Source organism: Caballeronia sp. M23-90 (assembly GCF_053574605.1).
Genome location: NZ_JBSIPA010000180.1, coordinates 1 through 12,046, shown reverse-complemented (window position 1 = coordinate 12,046; position 12,046 = coordinate 1). Strand labels below are relative to the sequence as shown.

Here is a 12,046-nt window from a genome sequence, read left to right as displayed (position 1 = left end):
TCGCGGCCCGGCGGCGCGCGAGGCGACGGAACAACTTGTCGCGCAATACGCCGACGCCTACGTACTGCAGCCCGGCAAGATGGTCTACGAGATCAAGCCGAAGGACGTCGATAAAGGCCGCGCGGTGCGCGCTTTCCTTAATGAACCGCCGTTCACGGGACGCCGGCCGGTGTTTATCGGCGACGACCTGACGGATGAGAAGGGCTTTGCGGTCGTGAACGAGCGCGACGGTCTGTCGATCAAGGTCGGCGCCGGCGATACGCTCGCGCATGCGCGCGTCGATTCGGTCAGTGCTTTGATTGATTGGCTGCAAGACATAGCCGGTATTCAGGGCTTGCGGTCGTGAGTCGCCTGATCATTGTTTCGAACCGCGTTGCGCCGATCTCGGAAGGCGGACCGGCGGCGGGGGGGCTTGCCGTTGGCGTCTACGACGCGTTGAAGGAAACCGGCGGCATGTGGTTCGGCTGGAGCGGCGACGTGGTGGCTGATCCACCCGAAGGCATCAGACTGGAGGAGCGCGGGCGCGTGACGTTTGCGACCATCGGACTGGCGCAGCGCGATTACGACCAGTACTACCGCGGGTTTTCGAACGCGACGCTGTGGCCGGCGTTTCATTACCGGCCGGATCTGATCCAGTTCGATCGCGATGAATTCGACGGCTATTGCCGCGTGAACCGGTGGCTTGCGAAGCAACTCGCGCCGCTGCTGAGACCCGACGACGTCATCTGGGTCCACGACTATCACCTGATTCCGTTTGCGCAGGCATTGCGCGACGAGGGCGTGACAAACCGCATCGGGTTCTTCTTGCACATCCCGTTTCCGGCGGCGCAGGTGCTGCTGAGCGTGCCGCGTCATCGTGTGCTGGCGGAAGCATTGTGTTCCTACGACCTTCTCGGTTTCCAGACCGCGCCGGATCTGCGCGCGTTTTGCGATTACATCGAAACGGAGGCGAACGGCACGGTTACGCGCATCGCGGGCGAGCCGAACGCGGTGAGCGCGTTCGGCAAGACGCTGCGGGCGGGTGCTTACCCGATCGGTGTATATCCCGATGAGATCGCCTCGCTCGCCAAGGACGGCGAAAGCGGGCGCGAAGTGCAGACGGTGAAGACCACGCTGCGTGACCGCAAGCTGATCATGAGCGTGGACCGGCTGGATTATTCGAAGGGTCTCGTCGAGCGGTTTCGTGCGTTCGAGAAATTGCTGGAACGCGAGCCCGCGCAGCGCAACAACGTGTCGTTCGTACAGATCGCACCGCCTACACGTGCCGACATGGACACGTACAAGGACATCCGCCTGCAGCTCGAAGCGGAATCGGGGCGCATCAACGGCCGGTACGCCGAACTGGACTGGACGCCGATCCGGTATATCCATCGGCAATATGAGCGGCCTGTGCTCGCTGCGCTGTTTCATGCGTCGCACGTCGGGTTCGTCACGCCTTTACGCGACGGCATGAATCTGGTGGCGAAGGAATACGTGGCAGCGCAGGACCCGGACGATCCCGGCGTGCTGGTGTTGTCGCAGTTTGCCGGCGCGGCGCAGGAATTGAACGGCGCGCTCATTGTGAATCCGCTCGATATCGCCGGCATGACCGACGCATTGGCCGCAGCGCTTGCCATGCCGCTGGCCGAACGCAGGGCCCGTCACGCCGAGATGTTCACGCAGCTCCGCGAGAACAACGTCTCCGTCTGGCGCGACAACTTCATGCGCGACCTGCAGGCTTGAGGTGCAAAAAAGCCGCTTCGGTATTGGCACCGAAGCGGCTTTTCAACTGGCTGAGCGGCTGATTACGTCTGTTCGGCCTTCGCCGCAATCTGCTGCGACGGCATGGTGGTCGGCGGCAACTTCCCATGCTGCTTGGACAACAATTCCCGATACAAACCCGGACGATCCCGCAATTGCTGCGGCGAACCGTCATCGATCACCTTGCCCGCGCTCATCACGATAATCCGGTCGAAGCCCTGCAGCGTCGACAAACGGTGCGCAATCGCGATCACCGTGCGGCCGACCATCAGCCGGTCGAGCGCCTGCTGAATCGCTTCTTCCGATGAGCTGTCGAGCGCGGACGTGGCTTCATCGAGCAGAAGAATGGGTGCGTTCTTCAGGATCGCGCGCGCGATGGCGATCCGTTGGCGCTGGCCGCCCGACAACTTCACGCCACGATCGCCAACGATGGTATCGAACCCTTCAGGCATCGCTTCGATGAAATCGGTGCAGCGCGCTTCACGAGCAGCCGCAAGCACTTCCTCGCGCGTTGCATCGGGCCGCCCATATGCCAGGTTTTCGTACACGGTGCGGTGGAACAGCGAAATATCCTGCGGTACGAGCGCAATCGACATGCGCAGACTGTCCTGGGTGATCAGTGAGATATCTTGTCCGTCGACCTTGATCGCGCCGCCTTGCGCTTCGTAGAAGCGCTGCAGCAGGGCGAGCACCGTCGATTTACCCGCACCCGACTTGCCGATCAGCCCGACGCGCTGACCCGGTTCAATGTGAAGATTGAATTTATCGAGGATAGGACGGCGGCGCGGATATGCGAACGTCACTTCCTCAAAGTCGACACGTCCGCCTTGCGGCACGAGTTCAGCCGCGTCCGACCGGTCGGGCATGCCGTGCGGCTCGAGCAGCGTCTGAACTGCTTCGGAAAGGCGCGCGACGTGCTGCGTCACGTCCACCAGCGCCACGGCCAGGTCTCGCGTGCCGTGAAGAATGGTGAAGCCGAGCGAGCTGACCAGCACGATGTCACCGGACGTCGCCTGGCCTTTCGACCACAGCCACAATGCCCAGCCAAGCAGTCCGGCGGACAGGATCGCCGTCACGACCGCGTGGAAAAGGCGCAACTTCTCCAGGTACAGCAAGCTTTGCTGGCGCGCGACCATTTCGGCCTTGACCGTCGAACCGAAGCGCTTTTGTTCGCGAAACGTCATGCCGAACGCACGCACGAGCGCCATGTTGCCGATGACATCCACGAGTTCGCCGTCGACCGACGCCGCTTTCGATGCAAATGTGTGATGCCGGGCCGAGCCGCGCCCGGCCAGCCGATACAGCACGAACGCGAGAATGGCGGACGCGAGCATCAGGCCGCCGGCCATCAACGGATTCACGGCGATGATCATGAAAATGGCGCCGATCACCGCAATGCAAGGCGGCAACACGTTCCACGCCATGGTGTTTTCGGCGGTATAGATCGCGTTCGATGTCGCCGTGATACGGCTCGCGAGCATGCCGGGCTGTTTCTCGGAGAAATAGGTGGGGGAGTGACCGCTCAGGTAGGAGAACAGATCGCGCCTCAAGTCGCCCGTGACAATGACGAATGCGTGCGCGCCGACCCAGCCGCCGACCCGCCACAGAAGGTTGTCGGCGGCGATCAGGCCGACCAGGATCATGAAGGCCGCCCAGAGCGGGCCGGGATGACCGCGGCCCTGGCCGAGCACATCGATCAGATGCTTGATCGCGTACTGCGAGGCGAGCGCGCAGCCGACAGCGGCCAGCACGCTAACCAGTACGATGGTGTGAGCGACAGGGTGCCGGCGGATGTAACGAAACAGGAACGCGAGCGGGCGATGCGCATAGCTCGCTAGCTTGGCGTTGTGTACGTTACGCTGAGAAACGGTGAGTTGGTCCAATTGGTCGTTTTAGGTCGAGTAGAGCGGTTGAGCGCGGTGCCTTGCCGTGGTCACAAGCAAGGCGCGTCGGGCAGTCCTCCGGGCGTCCAATGCAGCAATCCAGACAAACGCCGGGCAGCGACGATTATTGAATTGTAGCCAGTGTAACGAGCCAAATCCCCTCGCGTAGTCCTTTCCGTGGCACTTATCCATCAGAACTGACGCAATTTCAGCGAAAGCGGTCCGCCTTGACGGATATCGATGCCTGCCGATAAGCCGCCCCACACCCTGGATCGCCGCGCAGACGACTTGCTGCCGTTCGCCATACATCGGGCGAATGACTGCTGCTTCAGCCAGTTACTTCCTGCAACTTCCTGCGGAGGGTTGGAGCACGTTGCGGACCCGCTGTGGGCGAAAACGCTTTGAAAACGCATTGCAGGAGCTTGTGGCCAGCCGCGGCGGCGTCACGGGTTTGATCGCACCGCAACGGTCTGCTTTTGGGTCTCACTCCAAAGCGTACTGCGGCGTGTTCGTACAATGTAGAACAGCCTTGGAAAACAAGGGTTTGCAAAGTGTATCGACGCTGTAACAACCTAAATAAGTTGAAATGTCGACTTGAAAGCTGTGCAAAAACCGCGATACTTCGTGCGGGTTTGCCCTAGGATTTTTTGACAGGTAGTTGTAGGTTCCGGTCAACGGCCCCGCAGGTCGTGCGTTTATCGCTAAGTGCGCCAGTTTTACGAGATGGACCCGATCTTGCTTTTTCGGGTCATCCTCCGAAACAGACGTCCGAAGCAACAGGGCGGGAGGGCTCAAGCCCGAAACACCCAAGCAACAGCGAAGCATCGCGATTTTTCTCGTGCTTTCGGCCATTCCGCTGGAGAACCAGCACCGCGCCGAGCCCGGGTGGGCGATTCGCTTGATCAACATGACCGATGCCAAGCGCATCAATTTGCCTGACATTATTAGGAGTTTTCGACATGCGAATCGCTCAAATCGCGCCTCTCCACGAAGCCGTCCCCCCGAAGCTCTATGGCGGCACGGAGCGCGTGGTGTCCTATCTGACCGAAGCCCTCGTTGAAGCCGGTCACGACGTCACGCTGTTCGCGAGCGGTGATTCGCAAACGTCGGCAAAGCTCGAAGCGTTCTGGCCGCAGGCGCTGCGCCTCGACCCGACCATCCGCGACACGATGGCGCCGCACATGCTGCTGCTGGAAGAAGTGCGCCGCCGTGCTGATGAATTCGATGTGCTGCATTTTCACATCGACTATTACCCGTTCTCGCTGTTCTCGCGCCAGCCGGTGCCTTTCCTGACGACCATGCACGGCCGTCTCGACTTGCCGGAACTGCAGCCGATCTTCAGTACGTTCAATGAAGCGCCGGTCGTGTCGATCTCGGACAACCAGCGCCAGCCGTTGCCGCAAGCCAACTGGCTCTCGACGGTGTATCACGGGCTGCCGGAAAACCTGCTGACGCCGGTCCCCAACGTGGAGCCGGGCTATCTTGCGTTCCTCGGCCGTATCTCGCCGGAAAAGCGCGTTGACCGGGCGATTCGGATTGCCGGCGCAGCGGGCATGAAGATCAAGATCGCTGCAAAAATCGATAACGCCGACCGTGCTTATTACGAAGAGCAGATCAAGCCGCTTTTCGCGCTGCCGCACGTCGAATACATCGGTGAAATCAACGAGCAGCAAAAGACCGAATTTCTCGGCAACGCCCACGCGCTGCTGTTCCCGATCGATTGGCCGGAGCCGTTTGGCCTGGTGATGATCGAAGCCATGGCGTGCGGGACGCCGGTGATTGCGTTCAATCGCGGGTCGGTGCCGGAAGTGATCGAAAACGGCGTTTCGGGTTTTGTGGTGGAAGACGAACTCAGCGCGATCGCCGCCGTGAAGCGTCTCCATACGCTGCCGCGCGCCAAGGTGCGTCAGGCGTTTGAAACGCGTTTCTCCTCGAAAGTGATGGCCGCGCGTTACGTCCAGACGTACGAAGAGCTGTTGCGCTCGAAGCGCCGCACAGTACTGCGCGAAGTCAACGCCAGCTAAAACGCGCTTTTACGCGTCACCCAACAACGCCCCGTGCGCCGTCAGGCGCACGGGGCGTTGTTGTTTTGACACACTGCAAGGCCAAGCTGGGAGGGTTATCGGCGGCTTGGAGGGGCAAGCCTCATGGTGGCTTCGACATTCTCCATATAATGTGCTGAATTCGCCAAAAAGAGACGCAATTGGCGGATCTGGATAGTTGAACGTGGAGTTCCAGCAAGGATCAAATCGCGCGCTGGCAGAACAAATGAAACGTGCGGACGAGGACAGTCGTGAACAGGAGCGAAGTTTTGGTGAGAACGAAGCAGAGTAGCGCGAGGGGGGCACCCGCCGTGACTATCGCCGGCGCCGGCACCGTGTTCGCGCTGCGGGCGATCGGGCTCGTTCTCGTCGCGCGCTGGATGTTCTCAATGTCGCAGATGGGCTATTTCTCATCCATGCGCGCAATGACTTCATCGCCCTGGGCGTGCATCAACCTCGTGTTGTTATTTCTGTTGCTTTTTCTCCCGGGCGCCCGCGCGCGCGCCGAACGGCCGCTGCATCCGTTGCCGCAATGGTTGCGGCAGGCGTTGCGTTTTCTTGCGCTGCTGAGTTTCGTATTTGCGGTCTGGTCGGTCGGCTTTTTTACGTGGACTGCCGGCTGGAAGAACGCTGTGCACGCCCTCGCGGAGACCAACGGCTGGCTGCTCGTCGCACCCGCGCTTTATGCCGTGGTGCTGTGGATTTGCCGCCCGCGCGCGCTCTGGCGTTCGAACTTCGCGGCGCGGCGCTTTGCAATTGGCCGGTACGCTATTTCCATCGATAACACCACTCGCACCGCCGTGGTCTGGGCGGAAAGCCGCAAGCTCGGTCAGTACGATGCGCGGGAGTTATCGGTGAAGTGGCCCGAGAGTTTCAGGACATCCGAGACCGTGGCCGCCGCGGCTCCGGCCAAGCGCGGTTTGTTTGGACGCAGAGCTCGCGCCAAGATGGAATTGCTGTGGAATTCGCCCGCAGCAGCCGGACATAATCGCAAGACCGTGTTCCGCACATCGCTCGGCAGCGAAGGTGACCGGAAGGCGGCGCGGGCGCTCGAAGCGTCGCTGGGTCAGTTGGGTCAAAGCCTCGGCTAGCGAGCTTGACGTGAGCTCTCTGGCCGTACCTATTCGCAGGGGACCGCATGCTCGCTCGCTGGTGTCTCGCAGCCATTCATTTGCTGGCGTTTGGATTCGCGCTCGCGGCGGCCTTCGGCCGGGCAAGAGCGTTACGCCAGCTCGATCCCGCTAGTTCAACCGGCGCCAATTCCACGCGCCTCAAACAGGTTTTCCGCGCCGATAACATCTGGGGCATCACTGCGCTCATCCTGCTGGTGACGGGCGCCGTGCGCGCGTTCGGCGGTTTCGAAAAAGGCAGTGCTTATTATTTGCACGAGCCGCTTTTCCACCTGAAGATGGCGGCGCTCGTACTGACCCTTCTGATTGAAATCTCGCCAATGATCGCATTGATCAAATGGCGCTTGGCCGTCGGCCGTGGCATGCCAATCGATCTCGTGAAGGCACGCAGGTTCGCCGCGATAAGCGACGCCGAAGGTGGCTTGATCATCGTGATGGTGATCGCGGCAACGGGAATGGCGCGAGGGATTTGGGCGGGGTAGGTTGCGTACGCGCCATATCCGATGTGCCTGAAGCTCAGCTATCGCGCGGACGATGAGTTTTATCCCGATTCGGCAGATTCTTTGCGACACAAAGTCACGTGTTTTGGCGTTTTATTGCCTGAAGAAGCCGATACACTTGCAGGCTGTGTTTAGTCCGGCTGTCATCCTTGGCTCGATCGCCGACTACATCGACCTTTCGATCGAAAATCCCTGACTCTTGGCCTGGAAGATTCAGCCCATGGTAGCCATGCGTCGAAATATGACCGCGCTGAGGTCGGCAGCGTGACTGCTGCGGTGAGATCATCTGGAATTCTCGGCGTCTGCCAGAACCGAGCGAACCACCTCTGACAATCAGGACACCGTATCAAAAAAACCCGCCGTACGCTGCGGTTGTCCAGCAGGCGCGCGCAGCCGACTTATCCGAGAATGCATACCACTTCTTGCAACACCCCCGTCCTCTCGCGCATGCCACTGGACGAGATTGAAACATTGTATGACCAGGCCGCCGAAGCGCGCCGAAGCGGTGATATCGCCAAGGCGCAAGCTGCCGTCGATAGAATCCTCGAGCAGGATTCAGGGCGTGCCGGCGCCCTTTATTTGCGCGGGCTGCTGGCGCGCGATTCCGACCAGTTAGAAGCAGCGCAAAGGTGGATCGAGCGCGCGTTGGAAATCAATCCTCATCCGGATTTCTACACCACGCTGTGCGACATTCAACTCGACTCGAGGGCTTACGCCAGTGCGCTGCGAACAGCCAAGCAAGGTCTCGCCCTCCAGCCCGACTCGATCGAGATGCGCTTCTGCGAAGCGGGAGCACTGTTCCTGCAAGGGTTTGTCGACGACGCGGCCATCAGCTATCGCAAGCTGCTCGCGCTCGAACCGGACAACGTGCAGGTGCTCGGCAATCTTGCCCTTGTTTCAGCGGATCTGGACGCCCTGGAGGACGCCGAGCGGCTTTTCCGGCGGGCCATCGAGCTGGCACCGGATTTTCTCAGTGCGCGCGGTCATCTTGCAACGGTCCTGTTGGCAACCGGACGTTACGACGAAGGGTGGCGCCATTACGAAGATCGCTGGGCTAATTTCGTCCAGGCGGATGGAAGCCTGTCGACAGACGCACGCCCGCGAGTTTCACTCCCGCAATGGCGGGGTGAACGTCCGGAGCTGGGCTTTCACGTAGAACATTCCCCCGAACGCGGAGTACGTCTGCTGGTCGTTCCGGAGCAAGGTAACGGCGATAGTCTGCAGTTTGTCCGCTACCTGCCTTTGGCGCTGGAGCGCTTTTCGCAGGTCGGCTTCATTTGCCCTCCCGCCTTGCGCCGCGTGTTTGAAGAGTCGCTCTGTCCGCGCTGGCCGGGCCTTGTCATGCTTGACTATGGACTTCCCGACCTCGACCACTGGGACTTGTACTGCCCCATGATGTCATTGCCCATGGCGTTCGGCACCTGTCTCGACAACATCCCGGCCGACATACCTTATCTCTTTGCCGATCCCGCACGCGCGGCTTCATGGAGTGCCAGGCTCGCTGCGTTACCTGAGCCCGGATTGCCGCGCGTCGGTGTGGTCTGGGCAGGCGGCCATTCGGGCATGATCGAAGACAAATGGCGCAGCTTGGCACCTGCCCAATTCGCGCCGCTGCTCGCAATGCCCGGCATCCGCTGGGTCAGCCTGCAAAAATCCGATAACCCTTCGAAACGCGCAGACGTCGCCAGCAAGGCGAGGCTGATCGACTGGATGGATGACATCACAGACTTTGCGGACACCGCTGCCTTGATCGAGAATCTCGACCTGGTGATTGCCGTCGATACGTCGGTGGCGCATCTGGCCGCAGCGATGGGCAAGCCGGTATGGCTGCTCAACCGTTTTGCCGGTTGCTGGCGCTGGTTGCGTAATCGGGATGACAGCCCGTGGTATCCCACCGTGCGTCTGTTCAACCAGCGGCAAAAGGGCGACTGGGACGAGGTGCTGACGCAGATCGCTACGGCCTTGCAACAGCAACTTGTACTCGATAATGGCCTCTTACATGCTACGGGGAACGGACATCTTCAAGTCGGCAAGGAACCGGCCAGTATCCAACTCGATTTGAATATGTGATTTTCAGCCGATAACATAGTTTTGGATAAGGATTGCCATAATAATTCCAAAAACAATTCCCAAGGCTCTTCCTTGAATAATCGCGGTGACGTCTTGGTCGAGGAGAAACGGGTCGCGTCGGCTGCTCCAGACGGTTTTTAATAACACGGGACGTGTTATCAGCGTAAGTGCGGCGACGACTGCCGAAACAAGGATTTGATGCAGCGAGTGTAATCGGGCGAGAACTGAAAACGAATCGACGAGAAATCCTATTGCCAACGCTATGACGGTGGTTACGAGAGCACCAAAGAACAGGCCGCCCATGAATTTGTTGACTGAGTCGTTGGAGTCCACTTGAAACCTCATCGAGTTAGTTTGTCCAGTTTGATGAACAATTGTTTTATTAACCTGATTCAATCTGGCGTTTTGAAAAAAATGCTTTATCTGCGACGCGAGCCGCGTTAATTTTCGAAATCAAATTGAATCAGCGAGTGTAAATTTAATAAGGTAGGGTGGATATCGGCGCAATCTGAAACGCGATGGGACAATTCCGAGCCGCACTTTGAGATCGGTCAATGAATGGCGGGCCGGCATCGAAGTCTGATTGTGGGGATGGCATCAGCGTGATGCGGCGTGAGCGATGCAAAGCAGGTGCGCGAATAAAAAAAGGCCCTCAAGCTTTCGCCTGAGGGCCTTTTCTACGCGATGCAAATTCAACCGCGAAATCCTGGTGGGTGGTACAGGGATTGAACCTGTGACCCCTGCCGTGTGAAGGCAGTGCTCTACCGCTGAGCTAACCACCCGAAGAGCTTTGGATTATGTCAGAGCTTCGCCGTTTCGTAAAGAGAATCTTCCGGCGCTTCAATAATTCGGGTCCCGTTTCAAGGCGCCGCCGAAACCTCGACACCAACAACCGTTTCGATTCTCCAAACGCTGGTCCCTTTGACTGCTTTGTCCAGGTCATCGAGTGCGGCGAGATGCGCACTCAATTCTTCCTCCGATGCGAGCAGCACCGGCAACTGCAGATCATCCAGCGCGATACGCGGCGCATGACCCGGCCCGGACGTCGGCATTTCGCCAAGCATGTCGATGACGAGGCTTTCCTGACCGCGCGTCATCGCCAGATAAACTTCCGCGAGCAACTCCGAGTCGAGCAGGGCGCCATGCAGCGTCCGGTGCGCGTTGCTGATGCCAAACCGGTCGCACAATGCATCGAGCGAATTGCGCTTGCCGGGGAACATCTGCTTCGCGTTCACCAGTGTGTCGATCACGCCGCCGCAGACTTCCTTCACGCAAGGCATGCCGAGAAGGGCGAACTCGACGTCCATGAAACCAACGTCGAACGGTGCGTTATGGATGATCAGCTCCGCGCCGGCCACGAAATCGCGCAACTCATGGGCGATGTCCGCGAACTTGGGTTTATCGCTGAGAAATTCCGTAGTGAGGCCGTGCACCGCGAGCGCGCCCGGATCGCTGTCGCGCCCCGGATTCACGTAGAAGTGCAGGTTGTTACCGGTCAGCCGTCGATTCACAAGCTCGACGCAGCCAATTTCGATAATACGGTCGCCCGTGCGGGCGTTGAGGCCGGTTGTTTCGGTATCGAGTACGAGTTGGCGCATGGAGATAGAAAGTTAGCCTTCGGCGAGTGAAGTCACGCCGCGATTTGCGAGCGCATCGGCGCGTTCATTTTCCGGATGGCCGGCGTGGCCTTTCACCCAGCGCCATTCGATCTGGTGCTGGACCACGAGTGCATCGAGCCGTTTCCAAAGATCCGCGTTCTTGACGGGCGTTTTCGCGGCTGTCATCCAGTTCTTCTTTTTCCAGCCGTGGATCCATTCGCTGATGCCTTTCTGCACATATTGCGAATCGGTGTGGATCACGACCCGGCACGGACGCTTCAGTGCCTCGAGCGCCGAAATCACGCCCATCAGCTCCATGCGGTTGTTGGTCGTCGGCGTCTCGCCGCCGAACAACTCCTTTTCCTGGTCGCCGAAGCGCAACAGCGCGCCCCAGCCGCCCGGGCCGGGATTGCCCTTGCAGGCACCGTCCGTGTAGATATCGATTACTTTGTCTGTGGAATTCAAGGTCATCAATGCTCGTTGCGTGTGTGCGGCGTGGCGACCGGGGCCAGGCCCGGTGCGAGGGCGGGTTTTTTCAGCTTGCGAGGCCCGATCAGGCGCATGCCGCGCACGCGCTTGATGGCGGTGATCATGTAGGCCGCGCCAAATATGGGCCACCAGCGGTCTCCTGCGGCTTCCATGAATTGATAGCGCGCAAGCCACTGATCAGTCAGCAGCGGCGGACGATAGCAGCCGAAGCGCCCGCGTTCAAGATCGAATCCAAGCAACTTGATCCAGTCCTTGATCCGCGTGAACGCGATCATTTCATGCGCCGACGGCACGAACGGCCTGCCGGCGACCTTGCCGAGCGATTGCCGCGCGCCCCACAAACTGAGCGAATTGAAGCCGAGAATGATCAACTGGCCCTCGGGCATCAGCACGCGTTCGGCCTCGCGCAACAGCCTGTGCGGATCACTCGTGAATTCAAGCGTATGCGGCATCACGAGCAGATCCACGCTCTGCGCCTCGAACGGCAAGTCCAGCAGGTCGCACCATACGGCGCTGCGGCCCGAGGGCCAGTTGATCATTCTCGGCTTCAATTCGCTCAGTTTGTGGGGCGCGCGGCAATCGCTCGGCAAGGTA

General features: G+C 59.8%; 11 protein-coding genes and 1 tRNA gene. 6 read left to right on the top strand and 6 right to left on the bottom strand.

Annotated elements, in window-relative coordinates:
- Both otsB and otsA read left to right on the top strand, forming a co-directional pair.
- Positions 1-346 (top strand): trehalose-phosphatase (gene otsB / locus ACRXB1_RS18385; protein WP_449492798.1); only part of this gene is annotated, 346 nt, incomplete at its 5' end.
- The gene (gene otsA / locus ACRXB1_RS18380; protein ID WP_449492797.1) at positions 343-1,722 is read left to right on the top strand and encodes an alpha,alpha-trehalose-phosphate synthase (UDP-forming); all 1,380 of its coding nucleotides are present in this window, start codon (positions 343-345) and stop codon (positions 1,720-1,722) included. The genes otsB and otsA, both read left to right, overlap by 4 nt.
- 62 nt (positions 1,723-1,784) lie before the next feature.
- Here otsA and ACRXB1_RS18375 read toward each other — a convergent pair whose 3' ends face one another.
- Positions 1,785-3,623, bottom strand: coding sequence for an ABC transporter ATP-binding protein (locus ACRXB1_RS18375; RefSeq protein WP_061999927.1), 1,839 nt, complete (start codon positions 3,621-3,623; stop codon positions 1,785-1,787).
- Between the two features lie 959 nt (positions 3,624-4,582).
- On the opposite strand from ACRXB1_RS18375, the gene ACRXB1_RS18370 reads away from it, so the two are divergent.
- The 4 genes from ACRXB1_RS18370 to ACRXB1_RS18355 all read left to right on the top strand — a co-directional run bounded on the left by ACRXB1_RS18370 (position 4,583) and on the right by ACRXB1_RS18355 (position 9,365).
- Positions 4,583-5,647: a glycosyltransferase family 4 protein gene (locus ACRXB1_RS18370; protein ID WP_449492796.1), complete on the top strand. Its 1,065-nt coding sequence runs from the start codon at positions 4,583-4,585 to the stop codon at positions 5,645-5,647.
- Between the two features lie 287 nt (positions 5,648-5,934).
- The gene (locus ACRXB1_RS18365) at positions 5,935-6,756 is read left to right on the top strand and encodes a hypothetical protein (protein ID WP_086382070.1); all 822 of its coding nucleotides are present in this window, start codon (positions 5,935-5,937) and stop codon (positions 6,754-6,756) included.
- A 47-nt stretch (positions 6,757-6,803) separates the two neighbouring features.
- Entirely contained in the window at positions 6,804-7,277 is a 474-nt protein-coding gene (locus ACRXB1_RS18360; RefSeq protein ID WP_449492795.1) for a DUF2214 family protein, read from the top strand.
- Between the two features lie 426 nt (positions 7,278-7,703).
- Positions 7,704-9,365, top strand: a complete 1,662-nt coding sequence (locus ACRXB1_RS18355) for a tetratricopeptide repeat protein (RefSeq protein WP_449492794.1) — start codon at positions 7,704-7,706, stop codon at positions 9,363-9,365.
- Positions 9,366-9,368: 3 nt separating this feature from the next.
- On the opposite strand, the gene ACRXB1_RS18350 is transcribed toward ACRXB1_RS18355, so the two are convergent.
- The 5 genes from ACRXB1_RS18350 to ACRXB1_RS18330 form a co-directional block, all read right to left on the bottom strand.
- Entirely contained in the window at positions 9,369-9,698 is a 330-nt protein-coding gene (locus tag ACRXB1_RS18350) for a hypothetical protein (RefSeq protein ID WP_449492793.1), read from the bottom strand.
- A gap of 374 nt (positions 9,699-10,072) precedes the next feature.
- A tRNA-Val gene (locus ACRXB1_RS18345) sits at positions 10,073-10,147 on the bottom strand.
- Positions 10,148-10,225: 78 nt separating this feature from the next.
- On the bottom strand, positions 10,226-10,963 hold the full coding sequence (gene dnaQ / locus ACRXB1_RS18340; RefSeq protein ID WP_062167208.1) for a DNA polymerase III subunit epsilon: 738 nt from the start codon (positions 10,961-10,963) through the stop codon (positions 10,226-10,228).
- 12 nt (positions 10,964-10,975) lie between these two features.
- On the bottom strand, positions 10,976-11,434 hold the full coding sequence (rnhA, locus tag ACRXB1_RS18335) for a ribonuclease HI (RefSeq protein WP_062167206.1): 459 nt from the start codon (positions 11,432-11,434) through the stop codon (positions 10,976-10,978).
- The coding region (locus ACRXB1_RS18330) for a class I SAM-dependent methyltransferase (protein ID WP_449492792.1) at positions 11,434-12,046 on the bottom strand (613 nt) is incomplete at its 5' end. The genes rnhA and ACRXB1_RS18330, both read right to left, overlap by 1 nt.